This window comes from Butyrivibrio sp. MC2013 (assembly GCF_000424585.1).
Lineage (GTDB): Bacteria > Bacillota > Clostridia > Lachnospirales > Lachnospiraceae > Butyrivibrio.
The window spans coordinates 1-22,987 of sequence record NZ_AUKE01000025.1 but is presented as its reverse complement, the minus strand read 5'-3'; the positions used below and the strand labels follow the sequence as shown (position 1 = coordinate 22,987).

Sequence of the window (22,987 nt, the reverse complement as noted above, 5' to 3'; positions counted from 1 at the left end):
ATCAACTATGCTATTATATTTTCTATGATCAGTATAATGATAAAAAACACCAAACAATTTATGAACTGTCTTTTGAGAGAGGATACCTTTTCTTCTTTTCTCCTCAGAAAAGCCCTGCTAAGATGCGCCAATGATATTGAGATAGACGGATCAGTCAACAAGGCTTTTTATGAGGATGAAGCTTCTGCGATCCCCGAGAGCTCATATATCCCCTGGCTGCAGGTAAGGGACAACTGCTTTGATCTGATAAAGGGCAGACATACCCCGCTGGAACTAAAGTTCGTCCTTCTGGCAGACAGCTCCATGACCGCGAAAGCCATTGAACTATCAGAGAACAATATCAGTCCGTCAGACTGTACCCTGACCTTATCAGCGCGCTTTTATGAAGGTAAGGTGACATTGACAAGCGGCACTGCTCTTAATAGTTTTACACTGGACAAGTCTCTTGAGAAAACCTGGGATACCACTATCAAGGCCTTCCTTGATGCAGCATTCATAGATTTTGAAGAGCTGTGAGATAATGTTAAACTCGCAAACGCTTCGCTTTTTGCTCGTTATAAAATCACTGCTGACGCAGTTCTACGGGTACGGGGCTTATAACCCCGCACCCGTAATCAAGATATTCCCACCACCTAAAGGTGGTGGGTTATCTTGATTATTTTATACATTATCAGATGTTCGCATGCATAATACGCATTTAATGTGCATTTCGTAAGAATATGGATCCGAAAAAGCCCCTTTGCAGCAAAGCTTTAGCCTGCCGCAAAGGGGTTTTATACAATCTGATACTATCTAACTGCTATCAAGCTACTATCAGTTGCTATCAGCATGGAAATGGCAGCTAATGCCTATGCCTAAAGCTCTATTGCCTGTACCGCTTTAGTATCTCCATGAGCGCATCATACTTTGGTACTATCCTGTTATAGAGTTCCATAGCGCCATCCATGCTTCCTGCCCGAAGTATCTCAGTAAGCTCTCGATAATCATAATAGATGGCATACATGGACAGATTACCTGTATTACCCTTTAGAACATGACATTCATCAAAGGCTTTTTGGGTATCTCCTTCTGCCAGAGCTTTGCCCAGATTCTCCATATTGGGACTATCGGCAAACTTAAGCGCAAGCTTACATAAGAGTTCTTCGTTACCCACAAGGCGCTCCTTGGCATCCTCCCAATCAATCCCCCAATCTATCAGTTCCTTCTTCAGATTCTCATTCATGAGCAGCTCTCCTTTCTTCCTGTAGGGGAGTGGAGACTATGATCCATCAGCCATATCATGAAAGCTCCAATGCAGATCAGTTATCTCCTGCCTTTAAAAGCCTTGCGGCTCTGTCGGCGGTTGTAAGGGAATCTATAAGCTCATCCAGATCACCGTTTAATATCTCTTCAATCCTGTGAAGAGTAAGTTTGATCCTGTGATCTGTAACACGTCCCTGAGGGAAATTATAAGTCCTGATCTTCTCCGATCTGTCACCGGTTCCGATCTGACTTCTTCTAAGCTCTGCCTCGCTGTCATGCTGCTCCCTGATCTTCAGATCATAGAGCTTGGATTTAAGAAGGGCCCAGGCCTTGGCTTTATTTTGCAGCTGAGACCTTTCAGTCTGCGAATAGATCACAATGCCTGTGGGCAAATGCGTAAGTCTAACTGCGGAGTCTGTGGTATTAACACCCTGACCTCCGTTACCTGAGGCTCTGGTGATGTCCATCCTGACATCCTCCGGCGGGATCTCAATATCCACATCCTCATCCACTTCAGGCATCACTGCCACTGTTGCAGTGGAGGTATGTATCCTGCCGCCTGACTCTGTTGCAGGAACCCTCTGTACTCTATGTACACCGCTTTCATACTTAAGCTTGGCATAAGCTCCTGCGCCTTCCACAATGAAGCTAACGGACTTCATGCCGCCTATACCTATTTCTTCTACACTGATCATAGATGTCTTAAAGCCGCAGTGCTCAGCATATTTGCTGTACATCCTGCAGAGGTCAGCTGCAAAGAGGGCTGCTTCATCGCCGCCAACACCCGCTCTTATCTCTATGATGACGTTTTTGTCATCATCCGGATTGGCAGGAAGGAGGAGTATCTTGAGCTCCTGCTCCAGATCAGGGAGCTTCTCATTGGCAGCGTTCATCTCATCTGTCAGGAGCTGTCTCATCTCCTGATCCTCTTCCTCTTCCAGGAGCATCATAGAGTCGTCAATAGTCTCTTTGACCTTCTTGTACTCCAGGTATTTTTCTATAAGGGGTGTCAGGCTCTTCTGCTCCTTCATCAGGTCTCTGAGCCTTGCAGGATCCGCTGCCACATTTGGATCAGCCAGTTCCATCCCCAGGTCTTCATAGCGGTGAAGTACCGCTTCCAATTTATCCAGCATCTTATTTCCTTATTCCGTCAAAAGACATATTTCCATTAATATGACGTAAGGGTCAAAAGTCATTTCGATTCGAGCTTGCTCGAAATCGAATATGAATTTATGACCCGCAAAACATGAGCAAAGTAGCACGTAGTGCGGATTTGCGAATGTTTTAGGATTGTGAGAGTTTCGAAGAAACGGAACAATCCGTTAGTCATAAGGTGTCAAAAGGAACTTTTGACACCTACCTCATTAATATAATACAACTATTATTTACTACAATCCACAAAATAACATCAGTAGAGGCAAGCCCTGACCACCCTGTCGCAGCCTCCCAGGTCCTTTATCACCTCGATATCGTTAAAGCCCTTCTCCTTAAGGAGCGCAGGTACGCTCTCGCCCTGGTCATAGCCGATCTCCATCATCAGCCAGCCATTTCTGCACAGCCATTCATGGGCGTGCTCCGCTATCCTCCTGTAGAATATCAGTCCATCCTCGCCTCCATCCAGCGCCAGCATAGGCTCTCCTGCCTTTACTTCAGGAGCAAGGCCGTCTATAACTCCACTTGGAATATAGGGGGGATTGGATATGATCATGTCGTATTTAACAGGCTCTCCCTGGGGAAAAAGATCTGTCTTAACAATGCTGAATCTGTCATTCAGACCCAGCTTATCACTGTTTCTTCGAGCAACCTCGATTGCCTTATCAGATATGTCTGTGGCAACGCACTTGCAATCATTGGTATAATTGAGGATGCTAAGACCTATGCAGCCCGAGCCTGTACACAGATCCATAAAGGTCATGCCGTCTGATATCTCTCTAAGAGCCTCTTCTACCAATGTCTCAGTGTCCTGATTGGGTACCAGCACATTCTCATTAACATAAAAGCTTAGGCCCATAAATTCCTGCTCTTCAAGGATATATGCAAGAGGTATCCTCTTTGCTCTCCTTGAGATGAGGGCCATATATTCAGTTTCCTCACTGTCTGTGAGCTCCCGGTCGGGATGACTGTAGAGATCTGCAAAGGAGCTGTGGCAGACAGCTTCAAGAAGGAGCCTGGCATCCAGCACACAGTCTTCAACTCCTGCTTCCTTCAAGATCATCCGTCCCTTTTCATAGGAAGATTGATAATTCATTACAACCTCGTCAAAACCTGCAATTATCAGATATATTTGCTATATATATCTTAATCTTCATCATAAGCTTCAGATTCATCTTCATCATCTTCCAGATCATATCCAAAGGCATCCTTCTGATAGAATCTCCAGTCAAATACAGCTTCTACCGAAGCGATACCTACTTCGATCATGGAATCGTCAGGTTCCTTGACCGTAAGCCTCTGAAGGAGCATACCGGGTGCCGAGATGATCTTCACCAGTATATTGTCAGATCTGCCTGCCAGTCTGATGATCTCATATGATATACCTGAGATCACAGGCAGGAGCAGGAGTCTGTAGATAAGCTTCAGCACTATGGAGTCAGTCCTGATAAACATAAAGAGGATGACACTGATCAGCAGTACCAGGAGTATAAAGCTGCTGCCGCACCTCCTGTGGAATCTTGAAGACTTTTTCACATTTGCCACTGTAAGAGGGAGACCACTCTCGATACAGTTGATGCATTTGTGCTCAGCGCCGTGATATGCAAAGAGTCTCCTGATATCAGACATCAGACTGATAACCAGTATATAGAGTACGAATATAGATATCCTGACTGCACCTTCAAAAGCAGCCTTAAGCGCCTGACTATGAAGATAGCTCCCCATCCAGCCGGTGATCTTCACAGGAAGAACCAAAAAGAGACCTATGGCTACCGCAAAAGCAATAACGGTGGTAAGCGCCGACCAGAGCTTCTCACTCTTATCACCTGCTACAGCATCTGCCACCTTATCCAAAGGTCTGTCCTTTTCATCATCATCGTAGAAACTTGCCGAATAGTTTGTAACTTTAAGTCCCAACACAAGGGAATCAATAAAAACAAATATACCTCTGACAAAGGGAATCCTGAGAAGAGGACTGCCTGAGAGCAGCCCGTGATATTCCTCAACAGATGTGAAGATCTCACCGGAGGGCTTCCTTACAGACACAGAATAGAGGTCCTTATTCCTCATCATAACGCCCTCAAGTACTGCCTGCCCACCTATTCCTGAATAGTGAAATAATCTGTTCTTACCCATATCTAGACTGATCCTTTCAAGATTATAAACATACTGCTAATTATGTAAAAAAAGAGGTCAAGGCGCCGGCCTCAACCTCCAAATTGCTTCTGCATTCAAATATATAGCAGATATTAGTTCTCTGCATTGATGCCGTACTTCTTGTTGAATCTGTCGATACGACCACGAGCAGCAGCTGTCTTCTGCTGACCTGTGTAGAAGGGATGGCACTTTGAGCAAATTTCAACGTGGATTTCCTTCCTTGTGGAACCTACAGTGAAAGTATTGCCGCAGTTGCATGTAACTGTTGCCTGGTAGAATTCTGGCTGTAATTCCTGATTCATCTTGATCACCTCTCTATAAAACAATAATTTCTCATATTTTTCATTTATTAACGCGTCATTTATGGCTGTCCTTCACAGACAGCTTTGTTATCATAGCATAAAAACAAAACATGTGCAAGTGTTAAAAAAATCTTTTTTACTTAGCCTTCTTAAGCCTTCTCTGGCGTACAATCTCATAGGCCATAATGCCCGCAGCCACTGAAGCATTCAGGGATTCGATCTCGCCGTTCATGGGAATGGATGCGATCATATCACAAGCCTCCCTTACAAGGCGGCTGACTCCGCTTCCCTCATTGCCAACTACCAGTCCCATAGGACCTGTGAGATCCAGGTCATACATCACCGTACCGCCCATATCGCTGCAGACAAACCATACGCCTCTCTCCTTGAGTTCCTCAATGGTCCTGGCTATATTGGTCACCTTGACAACAGGTGTATAGTTGAGAGCACCCGCAGAAGTCCTGGCTACAGTAGCCGTAAGTCCTGCTGCCCTGTTCCTGGGGATAATGACGCCATGAGCTCCGCTGGCATTTGCACTCCTGATTATAGCGCCCAGGTTATGGGGGTCTTCGATACCGTCACAAATGATGATAAAGGGAGGCTCTCCTGCCGCCTCTGCCTTTTCAAATATATCCTCAAGCTCAGCATAATCATAGGCCGCAGCCACAGCTATCACACCCTGGTGCTTGCCTGTGGATGACATCTCATCAAGACGCTGTCTGGATACGAATTTCATAAGAGCGCCGGCCTTCTTGGCTTCCCTTCTGATAGTAGCTACAGGTCCATCGTTGCAGTTATCGAGAATATATACCTTATCAATGGTCTTGCCGCTCCTAAAGGCCTCTATAACAGCATTGCGGCCTTCGATAGTCTGCTCGCCTTCTCTTATACCCTCATCAGCAGAGAGATCATTTTCCATTTTTTTCATCCAGAAGCTTTACTCCTTTCTGTACTATTTCGTAGAGCCTGTCCACTCTGCCCGACAGGTAGAGATATCCACACAGAGCTTCAAAGCCTGTGGCCTTACGATAATCTGTTACCTGCTGGTTTTTGGCACTGGTCCTGGACTTGGCATTCCTGCCGCTCTTACTGATCTTTTGCTCATCTTCTGTAAGCTCATCAAAGACGCTGTCCAGGATCATAGCCTGAGCCGCAGCATTAACATATCTGACCTTTTCCCTGTTAAGCTTTCCGGCAGAGAGATCATACTTCTGGGATACCAGCGACCTGATGATCATCTCATATACGCTGTCTCCCAGAAAGGCCAGAGTAAGAGGGGAATAGCTCCTTATATCCTTATCAGCTATATCAAATAAAGCTCTGATATCCCCAGCCGGATCAGGGATAAAATATCCCCCGTCAAGACCGGGCTTCATAAGACCGGCATCTTTACCTGTCATGCTCTCTTCCATTTAACGCCTTCTCTTGTATCTTCCAGGATGATACCCCTTGCAGCAAGCTCATCTCTGATTTCATCAGCTCTTGCAAAGTTCTTTGCCTTTCTGGCATCCTGTCTCTCCTTTATGAGCTGCTCTATCTCTTCATCAGGAGTCTCTTCCTTTACTTCTGTGATAAGGCCGCAGATATCGGTCAGAGACCTTATGTATCTGAGCTCTTCTTCAATGAAAGCTCTTGAAGATGCTTCTACGGTCTCTGAGTTGGCCAGTCTCACCATTTCAAATATGCTGCTGATAGCATCGGAGGTATTGAAGTCATCGTCCATTGCCCTCTCAAAATCAGCAGTAAATTTATCAAAGCTTTCAAGTACAGTCTTCTCACTGTCTGTAATATCGGCTGTTCTGTCGCCTTTAAGGAGATACTCCAGGTTGGATATGCAGTTGAGTATCCTATCATAGGAAGCAGAAGCAGCTTCCATAAGCTCATCGGAGAAGTTAAGAGGACTTCTGTAATGAGCTGAGAGCATAAAGAGTCTCAAAACCATGGGCTGATACTTGCTTGTGATATCACGCACCCAGAAGAAATTGCCTGCAGACTTGCTCATCTTTTTGTGATCGATATTCAAAAATGCATTGTGCATCCAGTAAGTGGCAAACTCTTTGCCGCTGCATGCTTCAGACTGAGCGATCTCGTTTTCATGGTGAGGGAAGATAAGGTCTTCTCCGCCGCCGTGGATATCAATCTGTTCTCCCAGATACTTTTTGCTCATAACAGAGCATTCTATATGCCAGCCGGGTCTGCCTTCACACCAGGGAGATTCCCAGTAGGGCTCGCCCTCTTTCTTGGGCTTCCAGAGTACAAAATCCAGGGGATCTTCCTTCTGATCATCTCCTGTGACCTTCAGGTTCCTGCCGCCGCTCCTGAGATCATCCAGATTTCTGTGGGAGAGCTTGCCATACTGGGCAAACTTCCTGGTCCTGTAATATACAGTGCCATCAGCAGCTCTGTATGCATATCCCTTATCGATCAGTGTGGATATCATGTCGATCATACCGCCTATCTCCATGGTAGCCCTGGGAGAAGTGGTAGCAGGCAGTATGTTCAGGTCTGCCATATCCTTCTGGCACTCAGCAATATATCTCTCAGAGATCACGCCTGCATCCACGCCCTCTTCAATAGCCTTGGCTATGATCTTGTCATCCACATCTGTAAAGTTGGATACATAGTTGACATCATAGCCCTTGTAGGTCAGATATCTTCTGACTGTATCAAAAAAGATCATAGGTCTGGCATTACCTATATGTATCAGGTTATAAACGGTAGGGCCGCATACATACATGCGGACCTTGCCCTCTTCAAGAGGTTTGAATTCCTCAAGTGATTTGGTCTTGGTATTGTATATCTTCATAACGATCCTTTCTTGGGGCAGCTGCCGCAGCAGGGTGACATATTGGTAGATGCACTGTCCATGGGCATGGTAAGCAGGCATATAGCCTGAGAGGATATACCCTCTCCCGTACCTGTAAAGCCCAGGCCTTCTTCCGTAGTAGCCTTCACATTTACCTGAGATATATCTATCTCAAGAGCCCCGGCTATATTTTTTCTCATTTCATCTATATAAGGCCTCATCTTGGGCCTCTGAGCTATGATAGTAGCATCAATATTTTCTATAAAGAAGCACTCATCTGCAAGTCTCTTGCCCACTTCCTCAAGGAGCTTCAAGGAATCGGCTCCCTTGAATGCCGGATCCGTATCGGGAAACAGCTTGCCAATATCTCCAAGAGCAGCTGCGCCAAGGAGCGCATCCATAATGGCATGGAGCAGCACATCCGCATCCGAATGGCCATCCAGACCCTTCTCATATGGTATGTCAACACCGCCTATGATCAACTTTCGTCCTTCCACAAGGCGATGCACATCATATCCCATTCCTATTCTCACGATAATCCTCCACATGCAATTCCAGGCATGACATAGTGCCGAAATAACTTTTGACTCTTACGTCATGTCATTGTATCACATTAATCATAAGTTGTACCATAAGCGCCGCTCCGCAGGCAGATGCAGCCACCACAAGGAGACTCTTGCCCCGGTATGCCAGTATGAGTGCTGTCAAAAAGCCTGCTGCTGCAGCCCATATGCTGATCCCGTCTCCCATAAAGATAGCCGGAAAAGTCATGGCTGCCAAGGTTGCAAAAGGTACATAGTATAGAAAGGATCTCAAAAAACTGCTCTCGATCCTGCGCCTTATCAAAGTAAGGGGCAGGACCCTTATAGCGTAGGTCACAAGAGCCATTACAAGTATATAGCTGTATACGTTATGCATCGCGGCCCTCCTTGTCTTCATCAGGGATAGGAGCCAGGAATGCAGCAGCCGCACTTACTATAAGTGTGATCACTATGATCCTCATACCCGAAGAAAGCCTAAAGTCTTCGGGGAGAAATGTCAATACAAGTGACAGGAGCATGGATGCAGCTACCACTGCCATCACGCTCTTCCTCTCTCTGGCAGGGGGTATGATGATAGCTATGAACATACCATATATAGCCAGTCCAAGGCACGCTATGACAAGCGTGGGCAGCACCTGTCCCGCAAAGGCTCCAAGGAAAGTACCAAAGGTCCATCCAGCCAGAGATACTGCAATAAGTCCATAGGAATAGAACGGACTTAGTTGTCCTTTGACAAGTACACTCATTGCAAATATCTCATCAGTCACGCCATATGCGATACCCATCCTGTGCAGGATAGAAGTCTTCTGATCCAGCTTCTGGGTAAGTGCTGTGCTCATGAGCAGATATCTCAGGTTGATGATCAGCTGTAAGAGAGCCATTTCCAGGAGAGATACGTTATCTCTTATAGAATCCAGCGAAGCATACTGCCCTGCGCTGGTCACATTAGTGAAGGACATTACCACTGCCTGAATCGTACTAAGTCCCTTTTCCGAAGCAGCTATGCCAAATGCAAAGCTCACAGCCAGGTAGCCCATGCAAATGGGAATGCCGTCTCTAAGCCCGTCAATAAAACCTTTTCCCTTATTCAATTCCCCGGCTTCCTCCTAAGTCATCAATAGCAGCTATGATATCAGCTTCCTTGGCGAGGGGCATACTACCCTGGATCATAAGAGCAGAACCGCCGCCTCTTGCCCCAAACTTGTCCCTGAGCATAGCTGCCGCCTCTCTGGCATCTCCCGAAGAGATGCCAACAACATATTTAAAATCATCGCCGCTGCGATTGAACACGCAGCAATATCCGCTGTGCTTTCTGACCAGCATATTGACCGCTGTCTGCATCTGTTTCATGTCCAGGCCTTCTTCAAAGAGGCAGACATTTGCCTGACTATCAGGGATTTCCCCTATCTTTGCCTCCATGAGCCTGACTGACAGCTGTGATAATCTGGCAGAGAGCTCAGCCTTTTCAGCAGACATTTTATCCAGCCTGTCTGCAATCTGATCTATACCGGTACTCATATCACGGGCGATAGCCTTTAGCAGGCCGTGCTCATGATCCATGGTCTTAAGAGCGCGGTGCCCGCATTCTATGCTAACTCTGCAGCCGCCCTTGTAATTGATCCTGTCAACGACCTTGAGAAAACCTATCTCTCCTGTCCTTCTCACGTGGGGAGCGCAACAGGCGCACACATCCACTCCCGGGATAGTCACGATCCTGACTCTGCCTGTGAGCTCTTTCTTACTGCGGTATTCCAGCTTATCAAGAGTCTCCTTGTCAGGCCAGGATATCTCTATCTCCAGATTGCGACATATCACTTCCATGACCCTGTGCTCTATATCCAGGACCTGCTCATCGGTAAGAGGACCCGAAAAATCCATGGTCACACCGTTTCCCGAAAGGCTAAAGCCCACATTATCATAGCCGTACAGACTATGGGTAATGCCCGAAAATATATGCTCACCGGAATGCTGCTGCATCTGATCAAAGCGGTGCTCAAAATCGATCCTGCCCTCTACCTCGGCTCCTTCTTCCACTGGTGCATCCAGATAGTGGACTATTATATCGCCGCCAGGCTGCTCCAAACTCCTTATCTGCACATCCACAACAGCTGCCTGTCCCAGACTTCCTCTGTCAGGCTCTTGTCCGCCCTCTTCAGGAAAAAAAGCTGTCCTGTCCAGGATCACTTCATAAAGGCCCTCTCTTTCACTGCAGGGACTGCAGCTAAGGACTCTGGCTGTAAATTCTGACAGGTAGGCATCCTCATCATATAAACTGATAGTCTCTTTAATATTATCCATAGCCCTTATTTAGTCCTCAAGCAGGCGCTGCACCATATCATAGAGCCCCTGGGCACTGTTGAAATTAGCAGGTACTATCTCAGATGCAGGAATGGAGATATCATACTCTTCATTCAGTGCAGAGATGATCTGCAGTATATCAAATGAATCCAGTATACCGTCATCTATAAGAGCTGTTTCTACACTAAAATCCACATCTTCCTTTACTTCCTCAAGGATCTCTATAAGTCGTTCCATATTATTCCTCCGCGCTATAATAAATGCTTACTTTCAGCATATAAATATACTCTATTTTCTCTCATTTGAACACCATAAGAGCAATAAAAAAGTCCAAAGAGTATCACTCTCTGGACCTTTCATATAAGCTGCAGCCTGCATTAGTAGGTCAATATCTTCTTGTCATCAGGAAGGAAGCTTAGCAGCGCCTTTTCCAAAGTATCAAAATCAACAGGCTTGGAAAGATATTCGGCAAATCCCTCTTCCAAATACATCTGCCTGGCTCCCGGCACGGCATTGGCAGTAAGAGCAATAAATGGAGTATTCATATTGGGCGAATCCAGATCATCTCTGATCTTATGGAAAGCCTCAATACCGTCAGGATGGGGCATCATGTGATCCATAAAGATCAGATCATACTTGGCCCAGGATGCCATATCTATAGCTTCCTGGCCGCCTCCCGCTTTATCTATGGTGATCTGGGAATCCTCCAGAAGTCCCGCAAATACTTCCAGATTCATATTGTTGTCATCCACTACCAGTATCCTGGCATCCGGTGCCCTAAGGTGCGGCGTGAGGGCAGCTCCCGTTTCCTTCTTTCTCCAGTCCACATCCATGTCACCTATAGGCTTTATATCTATGATCCTCTGGGGAAGCCTGATCGTAAAGGTAGAGCCCTCCATATATTTACTCTTTACACTGATATCACCTTCCATGAGATCTACCAGCCTCTTGGTGATAAAGAGTCCAAGGCCCGTACCTTCAATATGTCTGACTCCGCCTTCATCCGCTCTGTTGTAGCTGGAGAATATCTCGCCCAGATCCTCCTCTTTGATACCGATACCGGTATCCTTGACCTTGACTGTCAGGATAATGGTATTTTCTCCACTTCTTTCACCTGACATCACAAAGGTAACTTTACCAAAATTGGTATATTTCACTGCATTGGTAAGTATATTGGTGATGACCTGCCTGATCCTCACATCATCACCCTCCAGGATGGAAGGCAGATTCTGATCTATAAGGGTCTCCAGCTCCAGACCCTTTCTGCCTGCAGTAGTCTTAAGTAGTCCAAGACAGTCCTCCAGTACATCCCTTATGGCATATTGCCTTCTCTTGATCGATAGCTCACCCTTCTCAGCCCTGCCTGCATCCAGCATATCCTCAATAAGGGACATCAATACTCTTACAGCATTTCTGATACTGTAGGCATATTCTCTGATCACAGGCTCTGAAGTTTTCTTTTCTATGATCTGACTCATTCCCGAAATAGTATTTACAGGGGTTCTGATCCTGTGTGACATAAGTGTCATAAAGTCAGATTTCTTTTCATCAGCTCTCTCTGCTATGAGCTTGGCATTCTGAGCACCTATCATATCATTGACAGCAGAGAATACAACCGCCAGCATCAGCCCAAGGAGGCCATAGCCGTATATTTCCTGAAGGGGTGCAAAGAATCTGACAGACTGGCGCAAAAGCTCCAGCACAACAGTCAGTACAAAGAAAGCAAAGCCCCAGGCTATGATATAGTAGCGACGCACCAGGCCCTTCCTGGCATCAAGGACAGTACACACGGTTATGGTGACTACTGTCAGGACTATGGGCATGAGTATCAGCATGATCACGCCTGCAAAATATGCAATACCTGCATAATTCAATATTGACAGGACTATTCCCCACACTGAATATATGGCCACGCTTCCCGAGTATGCCCTGTGATACCTCTTCTCCTGAATAACATCTGCAAAGCAAAGGAAAGGTATTCCTATGAATACCAGACACTGGAAAGCTGCTTCAAAGGAGCCGCCCAGATCTCTGACTTCCAGCTGCATAAAGGTATTGTTATTAGGCGATGATAATACTCTCCAAATGATAGTCGCAGAAAAGCCAAGAGAGATATATAGGAAGTCCTCTGCTCTTCCTGATCTGATATATACATAAAGCGCTATGATCAGGGTTGTGACTGCTATCACAGCCAGGATCATACTGATAAGTGTGGTGGAAAAATGTTCCTCAGAGTACATCTTCCAAATTCCCGCCTGGGTACCAAGGTATACATCTCCCAGGGTGCCCGAGAAGATAGAATCAGACATGGTCTCTATCATCACTTCTTTGCCGGCATCCTCATCATAAAGCTCTGCAAATATGTATGCTGTAGGACTGGTGCGGGATCCAATACCTCTTTTGCCGGGTCTGATAGAATACTCGGTCCTGACCTTACCATCTACATATATGGTCACTTCCTGAACACAGCCAAATACAGACAGCCATGTATCTCTTCCAAGATTCTCGGGCAGTCTGTTCACTATCCTGGTGGAGCCGTCTCTGGTATATATCCTGGAAGGCACCATTACAGGCATTCTGGACCCATTTGGATATTCCATTTCCCAGCCGTTGTCAAAGTTTACCACGTCAAACTCATAGCTTCTGGTCTGATTCTGCCTACTGATCTGTCTTCCCAGCACCATGACATATACCAGAAAAACGAGAAAAAAGAATCCTCCCGCAGAGATAGCCCTGATATTCAGTTTAAAGCCTCGTTTTGCTTTATCCATAGCTTAAGACTCCAGTATTTCCAGGATTGCTCCGCTGTCAGCATACATTGACTTTTCTTTGATCTTTGCAACTTTGTCCTTATCTTCGGGAGAGAGCTCATAATTTTCAAGCTCTGCGATTATGTCCTCAAGTGTGTCAAAATCAAGACCGGATGCGCATTCTCTGATAGCTTCATAGGCATCCTGAAGTTCATCTTCTGAAATAGCTTCCTTTGCAGTCTCTTCTGCCTTATCTTCTTCTATATAATCCTTGATAACAGCTATTCCCAGCACCTCAGCTGCTGCTATATATTCATTGAGAAGGTCCGGGATACCCTTTTTGAACTCATCATTTTTGCCCTCGTCATAGCACTTTTCCAGATAGGCTGCATGGTCTGAGAGCGCCTGAAGGCCTATGATCCTGGCATTAGTCTTGAGAGCATGTACCCTGATCGCTGCTTCAGAGATATCTTCAGCCTGGGAAGTCTGATCGATCACAGATATACCGGTCTGAGAAGCAGATACAAATACCTTGACAGCCCCCACAAAGAGCTGCTTGTTACCACAGTATTTCAGGCCCTTTTCCACATCCATTGCCTCGTACTGCCTGATCTTGTCTATGATCCTTTCGCATTCAGCGGTATCATCTTCCGGAGCCTTGCTCTTATCAGCATCTCCCGTTGTATCTGCAGCTTCAGCATCACTTGTCTCAAATTTGCATAATATCTCATCAAGATAATGATCCTTAACAGGCTTTGCCAGATAATCATCAAAGCCCATACGGATATATTTGGTCCTGATACCCTCTTCTTCATTGGCAGTCAGCGCTATGATATAGGGCTCGGCCCTTCCCTTTCCTTCCTTGAAGATCCTCCTGATCCTCCTCATAGCCTCTTCGCCGTCCATACCGGGCATCCTATGATCCATAAGGATGATATCAAAATCATGATGAGCTACAGTCTCCACTGCCTCCATACCGCTGCTGGCAGTTACTATATCAGCATGTGTTCTCTTAAGGAGCCCCCTTATAACTGTCAGGTTCATCTCATTATCATCAACGCACAGGATCCTGACACCGGGCAGGTTGGGAACATGACCGGTGTCATTCCTCTGTTTATCCTTTTCCTCATCAAGGCTACCCTCCTCAACAAGCTTATTCCAGGCAGAAGCTTCACCTTCTGACACTGTCCTTTGCTTTATGGAAAAAGAGAATACCGAGCCCTTGCCATAAGTTGATGATACCTTGAGCTCACCGCCCAGGAGCTGCACTATCTTGTAGGCTATGCCCAGGTTCATGCCCGATTCACCGCCAAGATTGGGGATGTTTTCAAAAGGATCAAAGATATACTGAATATCTCCGGGCTGGATACCCTTGCCATTATCCTTGACCTTAACATTGACCACCACTTCATCCGAAGGCGAATTTTGCACCATCGCATAATCGGTACTCAGCTCCAGCTCTACCTTTCCGTTGTCAGTGAACTTGATGGCATTACCCATAAGGATATCTATTACTCTCAGGAATTTGTCATAATCACCTTTTAAAAGCCCGGGTGCTTCACCCACACCTTCTACGTCCAGTTCAAGCCCCTTATCTGATGCAGCATTTATATAACGGCTCTTTAGCTGATCAAGACTTACAGAAGGAGCATATATCTCCTCTAAAAGCGGAGCCTTGCCGGATTCAAGTCTGGAATAATCAAGGACGTTATTGATCAGTACCAAAAGGCTCTCACCCGCCTGACGGATACGATTAGAATCATCAAGGATATCTGCCTCTGTACCCTCTCTAAGGATCATCTCATTCATACCCAGGATGGTATTGACAGGAGTCCTGATCTCATGGGACATAGCTGCTATAAAGCCTGCCTTGGTATTGCCCAGCTGCTCTGCAACAGCTTTTTCCTGGATAGCATTACCGTAATCCCTGACAATATCTACTATCCCTCTGACCATCAGCGCTATGATAGCTACATTGATCAGTACGAAGGGTGAAGCGGTCTTGTCTATGCCATAGAGTATCCCACCTACAATGACACTTAACGCCAGGAACATATAGCCACCTGCCAGTATCCTGTAATCCTCTGCCTCATGATTCCAGAGATCTCTCTGAACTGTAAAGAGCATATAGAGAATATCTATCATTATCACAACGACCATGATGGGAAGACTGTTGGCAAAAGAGAGCCTTGTTGTAAAGCTCAGGTATGAGCATAGGATACCTGTAATAAAGGTCATGAATTCCAGGATCTCATAGACTGCCATGAAGCGCTCTTTTTGCAGATAATTAAGACAGATCATAAAGGGAATGGGGCACGCGATCAGAAACATATAAGATGCATCTGCTACAGCATTGATATTATTAAAGAAAAGCTGGCGAAGATGCGAATCGCAAAGCTCAAAGGAAGCATAGAGGACTACTCCCAGACAAATATAGATGTACTTTCGGATTTTTTTATTCCTGATACTGATGATAGCAAGAGGGACTATAGATCCCAGGCCAAAGAGGAAAACAATAGTAGGCAATACAATGCCTGGCCAGTCTTTTTTGCCATACATGGCCCAGATACCCATCTGGGTACCTATATAGACATCATTGATAACACCCGCAAAGCCTACATAATCAGTCTCCGACTTGATAGAAAGAACTCTCCCGCTCCATGAAGACGAAGCCTGTGTAAAAACATAAAAGCTGGGATTGTTGCCATATCTACGGCTGTTCTGGTTGATATCATAGCAGCGGATCAACTGACCATCCAGATATATCCTGATATCCTGAAGAGAGGATCTGATAGCCATCCAGTCCTGATCATCAATATCGAAAGGCAGAGTTGTAGTTATGGTATAACCCCGGTTCTCAACAACTGCCCTCCCGGGCACTTCAACCCTTTGACGCCTGCCGTCTTCCAATACCTGATACCAGTTATTGCTGAGGGGCTCGCACAATAAATAGTCCTGACTAAGCCCCGGACCCTTTCCGGCAAAGGCTGTGAGGACTTTGATAAATACCAATACAGCTATTACTAAGCATATGATTGTTTCGAATGAGAAATTATATTTCTTATTCATAACCTCTGACGGCAAGCCTATTAATCTGGGCAGCCATATAGCCGGCGCCGTATCCGTTGTCAATATTTACAACCGCAATCCCGTTTGCACAGGAATTGATCATAGTCAAAAGAGCTGATAAGCCTTTCATATTGGCACCATAACCAACAGAAGTAGGAACTGCGATCACAGGATTCTCCACCAGGCCTCCGATCACACTGGCAAGAGCGCCTTCCATTCCCGCAACCGCTATCACGCAAGTGGCCTTTCTGATGGTGTCCACCTCAGCCAGAAGCCTATGCAGTCCGCTGACGCCCACATCATATACTCGTGTAACCCCGGCGCCAAAATACTCTGCTGTCTGTGCTGCTTCCTCTGCCACGAACAGATCCGCAGTCCCTGCGCTGCATACGCAAACATTGCCCTTAAGTTCCCTATCCATAGGATCTACCTTCAGGATACGGGATACCTTGTCATATTGCGCATTTGGTAATTCACTGAGTATAAGCTCTGCCTGATGCTCACTTGCCCTGGTCCCAAGGGCACGCTTATCTTTTTCAACCAATTTTTTAAATATCTCTATAAGGAATTCATCGGGTTTATTCTGGCAAAAAATAACCTCCGGAAAGCCCGATCTTACTTCTCTGTGAAGGTCAAGCCTGGCAAAGCCCATGTTTTCTATGGGCTCTTTCTTAAAAAATTTTTCAGCTTCTTCTATAGATATCTTGCCTTCCACAAGCTGCTCAAGAACTTCTCTGGTCTGCATAAGCCACGTCCCCGTTAATATATGTATGTGAATGATAGGTCTGTCTATATTGATTTTATTATAAATAATACTTTTTATTCAATATGATGACGTAAGGGTCAAAAGTCATTTCGATTCGAGCTTGCCCGAAATCGAATATGAATGTTTTAGGATTGTGAGAGTTTCGAAGAAACGGAACAATCCGTTAGTCATAAGGTGTCAAAAGGAACTTTTGACACCTACCTCATATGATCAGGAGCCATCCGCACTTAGATTGGTTAAACTCGCATCTCTATAAAAATGAGAAAAAGCAGCCCTGGAGAACAACTAAGCCTCCAGCGGCTGCTTATATAACACTATAAGAAGGGAGGAGGGCTGCCTGATGGGGATTCAGGCAGCCCATTATGAAAAAGATAAGTTACTGATTAGGTTTCCGGATCACTTTCTATGTCTTTCGATAATTCAATATTACATATAAAATGTTACGTGATTATGAACACCCGGTGAACCTATTGTATCTGTATTAATTCCTGTTCATAAGTAAAAACCATTGGGCTGTATCAGCCGCGGGTGATCAGTCAATCTCCTTACCTGTAAGGAGTCTGTATGCATCCTTGTACTTCTCGATAGTCTTGTCTATAACATCATCGGGAAGCAGGTAATCGGAATCAGGATTGGCCTTGAGCCAGTCACGTACATACTGCTTATCAAAGGAAGGCTGGCTCTTGCCGCTTTCATAACCATCTGCAGGCCAGAAACGGCTGGAGTCGGGAGTGAGCATCTCGTCTGCCAGTACCACATTGCCATTCTCGTCAAGGCCAAACTCAAATTTGGTATCTGCAATGATGATGCCTCTAGTCAGTGCATAATCTGCACACTTATTATAGAGAGCAATTGTCAGATCTCTGATCTTCTCTGCAAGTTCTCTTCCTCTTCCGGGGAAGGACTTCTCCAGCACTTCAATACTCTTTTCAAAATCTATATTCTCGTCATGGTCGCCAATCTCTGCCTTAGTGGAAGGAGTATAGATAGCTTCGGGAAGCTTGTCACATTCCTTGAGACCTTCAGGAAGCTTAATGCCGCATACAGTACCGTTCTTCTTGTAGCTCTCCCAGCCGCTTCCTGTGATATAGCCTCTTACGATACATTCAACAGGGATCATCTCCAGCTTCTTGCAGAGCATGCTGTTGCCGTCAAATTCGGGTGTTCTGAAGAACTCCGGCATATCGTTAACATCAGTACTGATCATGTGGTTCTCTGTCAGGTCCTTGGTATAATCGAACCAGAACTTAGACATCTGGGTAAGAACAGTACCCTTCTTTACGATCTTGTTCTTCAAGATCACATCAAATGCTGAGATACGATCTGTAGCAACCATTATCAGGCTGTCTCCGTTATCGTAGATCTCCCTTACCTTGCCCTCTTTCACCGGTTTGAACTCTTTCATGGCGTACCCTTTCTCTCTTTTGTATAATTTGACTATTATGAGATTGTGAGATTCCCTTTTACGAAGCGCCCCGGGAATCCCGCACTGTTAGTATAGACCAGGCGTTTTTAATATGTAAACTGCCATAAGGGCAAAATTTTATTGAACATTCAATCAAAATCTTGTGCATCTTTTTCTTATAAAAAAAGAAAAACTAAGGGCTTTTTATGCAACCATACAAAATAAAAATTCCTTGTGTTCCTGAGCGATTTTAATGTTATTATGTTTGTGTTATTTGATTTTTGACCAAACATTCAAACAAAAGCGAGGGAAAGTTGTAAGATGGGCGGATTTTTCGGACTAGCGTCTCACGAAGACTGCGTTTTTGATCTCTTCTACGGGACAGATTATCATTCACACCTTGGTACACGTCGTGCCGGAATGGCTGTATATTCCGAGACCAAGGGTTTTGACAGGGCTATACATAATATTGAGACTACCAATTTCAGGCCCAAGTTTGACAACGATATTCTTCATATGGAAGGCCACCTGGGAATTGGCTGTATCTCCGATTATGAACCCCAGCCACTTATCGTTCGCTCTCACCTTGGTACATATGCCATCACCACTGTAGGCAAGATCAACAATGCAGAGGAGCTGACCAATGAACTCTTCAAGCTGGATCACCCCCATTTCCTGGAGATGAGCGGCGGAGATGTCAATCCCACAGAGCTGGTAGCTTCACTTATCAATCAGAAGGAATCCATTGTCGAGGGTATCACCTATGCTCAGGAGAGCATCAAGGGTTCACTTACTCTCCTGCTCATGACATCCGAGGGAATATATGCTTCCAGAGACAAGCTGGGAAGAACACCTGTTGAGATAGGCAAGAAGGAAGGCGCCTATTGTGCCTGCTTTGAGAGCTTCTCCTTCCTGAACCTAGGTTATGAGCCTGAATATGAACTAGGTCCCGGTGAAATAGTATTCATCACACCCGACGGCTATGAAACAGTCAAAGAGAGAGAGCAGAAAATGAAGATCTGCACCTTCCTCTGGATCTACTATGGCTTCCCGGCATCAACCTATGAAGGTCTTAATGTCGAAGATGCCAGATACAGCTGCGGACAGGCTCTTGCCAAGAGAGACCTTGGCAGAGGCAATGTACACCCTGATATAGTAGCAGGCGTACCTGATTCCGGTGTAGCTCATGCAGTAGGCTATTCCAATTTCTCCAAGGTGCCCTACTCAAGACCCTTTGTAAAATACACACCTACATGGCCCAGATCCTTTATGCCCACCATTCAGAGCAGAAGGAATCTCATCGCCAAGATGAAGCTGGTACCCATTGAAGCACTGATCAGAGGCAAGAGCCTCCTGCTCATCGACGATTCCATCGTAAGAGGTACTCAGCTCAGAGAGACCACCGAATATCTCTACGATAAGGGAGCTAAGGAAGTCCACATCAGACCTGCCTGTCCTCCTCTTGTATTCGGATGTCCCTACCTCAATTTCTCAAGATCAGGCTCTGACAAGGAACTGATCACCAGACGCGTTATCGAGAAGCTTGAAAATGTCCAGAACCCTTCAAGAGAGATCCTGGACAAGTATACTGATCCTGATTCTGAAGAATATGCAGCAATGCTGGAAGAGATCAGAAAGCAGCTGAACTTCACTACTCTCAGCTACCACCGCCTGGACGACATGATCGAAGGCCTGGGCATCGAGCCCTGTCAGCTCTGCACTCACTGCTGGAACGGACGTTCCTGATAACACAAACACCCCCGCAAGGCGGGGGTGTTTTTATTTTACCTGCTGTGGTAGAGAGGAAGCTGCTTAAGGTCGGCAATGCGGACGGGTTTACTGTAATAGTAGCCCTGGAAGGAGTCGGCCGGGAAGCGTTCCTTTACAAAGTCCAGCATCTGGGCATTCTCGATACCGGTAAGTGTGACATGAACATTCATGTGCTGTGCAAAGCCTGCCATAGCTTCTACTATATATTGATTGACCAGATTGCGGTCTATATCTCTGAGGAAGCGTCTGTCTATCTTAATATGATCAACGGGAAGAGCTCTTAAGAGGTCAAGCGAGCTAAATTCCTCTACATCCAGAGCTATCTGACTGCCACTGGATTTCAAGAAATCCACCTGGCTCTTTAAGTGTTCTCTGGACATCTGACGACATCTCTTGGTAAGCTCCAGTGTCAGATTGCTGGCAGGGAACCTGGTCCTTCTCATCAGATCCATGAGAGTGGTCCTGAATTCTGATCTCTCCAACTGCATGAATGTAAGATTGATATTGAGCATAAATTCGGGGAATACTGATATGATGCTCCTGGTCTCGTTAAAAGACTGTTCCAGGATCCAGTTGCCCAGCTCAAAGAAGACGCTGTCGTTCTCCAGTAGGGGTATAAAAGAATCGGGCATTACATCCCCAAAGGCTTCGTTATGCCATCTCAGCAGCACTTCTGCGCCTATCATGTGGCTGTCCTTGGCAGATATGATAGGCTGATATACCAGATAGAAGCCGCTGCACTTGTTCATGATATCGCTTCTGATAGCATCAAGCAGTTCTATCCTGCGGGCATTCTGGTCCTGATGCTCATTGTGGTATACTACCAGACCGCCGTGGTTCATATTCTTGGAAGCATCCAGAGCATATTTTGCACTGGTATATATGGTATGCTCATCAACTGCAAAATTGTCATTGACTAACACACCGCCTGCTATGTTAAGCGTGATCCTGGTCCCTGATACATAGAAAGCACTCTTAAGCTGCTCCCTGATTCTGGAATAGAGCCTTCTCATGCCGTCCAGCTCAAGCGATCCGGATATGACGATTATGGATGTACCATCTCCTCTGTATACAACCCCCTCATCCTTGACCAGGTTGACTACCAGGTCCGCCATTGCCCTGAGGACCTGATTACCAAACATATATCCGTAGGTACGGTTAATATCATCAAAATGGATGGCATCAATAATAAGGACAGAAGACTTCTCCTGTCTTTCCCTCTGCTGACGCAGAGCATTGAACATCTCATATAGGTTATCTGTGTCTGTGATTGGATCCTTGTTTGATACTATACCGTGATTGGTGATAAAGAATGCAAGATAAGCAGGGCGACCTGAATAGTCCTTGATGATGGTACCCTTACTGGAGCAGGCTACATATTCTCCGTTCTTGTCCATAGCTCTGTATTCCAAAGGTGAATCCTGCTTAATGCCTGCTATCATGGCCATGATCCGCTGTTCATAATTCTTGCGGTCATCAGGATGGATACGCTTGTGCCATTCGGTATCGGCATTTTCTATGTATTCACCTGATAAACCAAAAAACTCCACAGCATTGGTGGACCACCTGGCATAATGATTGAAAATATCGTATACTACAGCATATCGGCTCTTCGATACGACCACGAAGGTATCAAAGATCCTGCTGATGGTGTCGTTAAGTCCTGTTCTGGGCATACTCTCCTCCCATGCCACCGCTTCTTTGTTTAAGCGCTAAAATCTTTTTTCCCTCATATGCTATTCTAAAGGAATTTTATACAAATTTCCATAATATCGGCTGTATTTACAGATAAAAAAGCATTTCTTATAATAATATGGATATGAAAAGGAACATAACATAATATGGAGGATTAATATGGAACCTGTTAATAATAATATGGCACCGCCGCTTACATCCAAGGGAGAACTGGTATACAAAGAGACCACCAGACTTCGTTTCTTTGCTATTCCCTGGCCTTTCAGGCATTTTGAAATTTACGAAAATGATATCGTAGAGATCAGCGGTCTTCTCAGTATCGAAGAAAATGACTGCTACATGTACAAGGTAGCTGATGTGAAGCTGACCAGGACCTTCCTTCAGCGTATCATGGGTCTGTCTACCATTATCTGCTATCTGGCTTCCGATGCCAGTGGTGACAAGCTTATCATGAAGAACATCAAGCACGGCAAGGATATCAAGGACTATATCCTTTCTCAGTCAGAGAAGTGCCGCCTGGCAAGACGTACAGTTAACACCCAGAACCTGAGCTACCAGGGTGCTGACATGGACGGCGACGGCATTCCGGATATGTTTGAATGATAAAACGTACGCCCCCAGGCGCACGAGAATAAAAAGTGGGCTCTTGGGGACGGGGTTAATGGACCATAATTATGGTCCATTAACCCCGTCCCAATGTCATTTAGATAGTAAAAAACTTAAGAATAGTGTATCATTTAAGCCATGATAATTCCAAACACAATACAGCCAGTTCTCGGGTTTACGGTCAAAAATTCTATTTTTGAAAAAGGCAAACAGACAGTCTGGGGAGACTGCCTACTGAAAGGTATTAAGTTGTTTTGGGTTATCGGTAGAATAATGGTTCAGCTGATTGGCGGCGTATAATTCTTTTGAATTTACGCCCCGGTCGAACTGGTACTAAAAATCTATTAATCAATTTCTCGAGATCTTTTACCACTCCGATAACATAAAGGCGCACAAACTTCTGCATCTGCGTATGGTTAAAGTTATA

At 45.5% G+C, this 22,987-nt stretch carries 21 protein-coding genes; 3 read left to right on the top strand and 18 right to left on the bottom strand.

Annotated elements, in window-relative coordinates; all coding sequences use genetic code 11:
• The first annotated feature begins 60 nt into the window (after positions 1-60).
• Complete coding sequence (locus tag G636_RS0112340; protein WP_026508303.1) at positions 61-516, top strand: DUF5721 family protein; 456 nt, start codon at positions 61-63, stop codon at positions 514-516.
• 346 nt (positions 517-862) lie between these two features.
• Here G636_RS0112340 and G636_RS0112335 read toward each other — a convergent pair whose 3' ends face one another.
• From G636_RS0112335 to G636_RS0112250, 17 genes are all read right to left on the bottom strand, one after another.
• A complete protein-coding gene (locus G636_RS0112335) occupies positions 863-1,222 on the bottom strand; it encodes an Hpt domain-containing protein (RefSeq protein ID WP_051226983.1) in 360 nt (119 codons plus the stop codon).
• A 76-nt stretch (positions 1,223-1,298) separates the two neighbouring features.
• Positions 1,299-2,375 (bottom strand): peptide chain release factor 1, encoded by a 1,077-nt coding sequence (prfA, locus tag G636_RS0112330; RefSeq protein WP_026508301.1) that lies wholly within the window; start codon positions 2,373-2,375, stop codon positions 1,299-1,301.
• A gap of 275 nt (positions 2,376-2,650) precedes the next feature.
• Positions 2,651-3,490, bottom strand: coding sequence for a peptide chain release factor N(5)-glutamine methyltransferase (gene prmC, locus G636_RS0112325; protein WP_026508300.1), 840 nt, complete (start codon positions 3,488-3,490; stop codon positions 2,651-2,653).
• Between the two features lie 50 nt (positions 3,491-3,540).
• Positions 3,541-4,530 (bottom strand): DUF1385 domain-containing protein, encoded by a 990-nt coding sequence (locus G636_RS0112320; RefSeq protein WP_026508299.1) that lies wholly within the window; start codon positions 4,528-4,530, stop codon positions 3,541-3,543.
• A 113-nt stretch (positions 4,531-4,643) separates the two neighbouring features.
• Positions 4,644-4,853, bottom strand: coding sequence for a 50S ribosomal protein L31 (rpmE, locus tag G636_RS0112315; RefSeq protein ID WP_026508298.1), 210 nt, complete (start codon positions 4,851-4,853; stop codon positions 4,644-4,646).
• Between the two features lie 136 nt (positions 4,854-4,989).
• Positions 4,990-5,781 carry a 23S rRNA (guanosine(2251)-2'-O)-methyltransferase RlmB gene (gene rlmB / locus G636_RS0112310; protein WP_242826968.1) on the bottom strand — a complete coding sequence of 264 codons (792 nt, stop codon included), beginning with the start codon at positions 5,779-5,781 and terminating at the stop codon, positions 4,990-4,992.
• Positions 5,762-6,265 (bottom strand): Mini-ribonuclease 3, encoded by a 504-nt coding sequence (locus tag G636_RS0112305; RefSeq protein WP_026508296.1) that lies wholly within the window; start codon positions 6,263-6,265, stop codon positions 5,762-5,764. The genes rlmB and G636_RS0112305 overlap by 20 nt, the downstream gene beginning before the upstream one ends.
• Positions 6,250-7,659 (bottom strand): cysteine--tRNA ligase, encoded by a 1,410-nt coding sequence (gene cysS / locus G636_RS0112300; RefSeq protein ID WP_026508295.1) that lies wholly within the window; start codon positions 7,657-7,659, stop codon positions 6,250-6,252. The genes G636_RS0112305 and cysS overlap by 16 nt, the downstream gene beginning before the upstream one ends.
• Entirely contained in the window at positions 7,656-8,192 is a 537-nt protein-coding gene (gene ispF / locus G636_RS0112295; RefSeq protein WP_026508294.1) for a 2-C-methyl-D-erythritol 2,4-cyclodiphosphate synthase, read from the bottom strand. Before ispF ends, cysS begins: the two co-directional genes overlap by 4 nt.
• A gap of 67 nt (positions 8,193-8,259) precedes the next feature.
• The gene (locus G636_RS0112290) at positions 8,260-8,577 is read right to left on the bottom strand and encodes an AzlD domain-containing protein (RefSeq protein WP_026508293.1); all 318 of its coding nucleotides are present in this window, start codon (positions 8,575-8,577) and stop codon (positions 8,260-8,262) included.
• Positions 8,570-9,238 (bottom strand): AzlC family ABC transporter permease, encoded by a 669-nt coding sequence (locus tag G636_RS0112285; protein WP_051226996.1) that lies wholly within the window; start codon positions 9,236-9,238, stop codon positions 8,570-8,572. Before G636_RS0112285 ends, G636_RS0112290 begins: the two co-directional genes overlap by 8 nt.
• Positions 9,239-9,284: 46 nt before the next feature.
• Positions 9,285-10,499 (bottom strand): alanyl-tRNA editing protein, encoded by a 1,215-nt coding sequence (locus G636_RS0112280; RefSeq protein ID WP_026508291.1) that lies wholly within the window; start codon positions 10,497-10,499, stop codon positions 9,285-9,287.
• Positions 10,500-10,508: 9 nt separating this feature from the next.
• Positions 10,509-10,736 carry an acyl carrier protein gene (locus tag G636_RS0112275; protein WP_026508290.1) on the bottom strand — a complete coding sequence of 76 codons (228 nt, stop codon included), beginning with the start codon at positions 10,734-10,736 and terminating at the stop codon, positions 10,509-10,511.
• A 140-nt stretch (positions 10,737-10,876) separates the two neighbouring features.
• The gene (locus G636_RS19705) at positions 10,877-13,270 is read right to left on the bottom strand and encodes an ATP-binding protein (RefSeq protein ID WP_026508289.1); all 2,394 of its coding nucleotides are present in this window, start codon (positions 13,268-13,270) and stop codon (positions 10,877-10,879) included.
• A gap of 3 nt (positions 13,271-13,273) precedes the next feature.
• Positions 13,274-16,318: a response regulator gene (locus tag G636_RS0112265; RefSeq protein WP_026508288.1), complete on the bottom strand. Its 3,045-nt coding sequence runs from the start codon at positions 16,316-16,318 to the stop codon at positions 13,274-13,276.
• Complete coding sequence (larB, locus tag G636_RS0112260) at positions 16,311-17,063, bottom strand: nickel pincer cofactor biosynthesis protein LarB (RefSeq protein WP_026508287.1); 753 nt, start codon at positions 17,061-17,063, stop codon at positions 16,311-16,313. Before larB ends, G636_RS0112265 begins: the two co-directional genes overlap by 8 nt.
• 553 nt (positions 17,064-17,616) lie before the next feature.
• The gene (locus G636_RS0112250; RefSeq protein WP_026508286.1) at positions 17,617-18,489 is read right to left on the bottom strand and encodes a phosphoribosylaminoimidazolesuccinocarboxamide synthase; all 873 of its coding nucleotides are present in this window, start codon (positions 18,487-18,489) and stop codon (positions 17,617-17,619) included.
• 321 nt (positions 18,490-18,810) lie between these two features.
• Here G636_RS0112250 and G636_RS0112245 point away from each other — a divergent pair, with 321 nt between their 5' ends.
• Entirely contained in the window at positions 18,811-20,235 is a 1,425-nt protein-coding gene (locus G636_RS0112245) for an amidophosphoribosyltransferase (RefSeq protein WP_026508285.1), read from the top strand.
• A 38-nt stretch (positions 20,236-20,273) separates the two neighbouring features.
• Here the strand turns inward: G636_RS0112245 and G636_RS0112240 are convergent, their stop codons facing one another.
• The gene (locus G636_RS0112240) at positions 20,274-21,935 is read right to left on the bottom strand and encodes an EAL domain-containing protein (protein ID WP_026508284.1); all 1,662 of its coding nucleotides are present in this window, start codon (positions 21,933-21,935) and stop codon (positions 20,274-20,276) included.
• A gap of 178 nt (positions 21,936-22,113) precedes the next feature.
• Between G636_RS0112240 and G636_RS0112235 the strand changes: the two genes are divergently transcribed.
• A complete protein-coding gene (locus G636_RS0112235) occupies positions 22,114-22,557 on the top strand; it encodes a PH domain-containing protein (RefSeq protein WP_051226980.1) in 444 nt (147 codons plus the stop codon).
• Positions 22,558-22,987 lie beyond the last annotated feature (430 nt).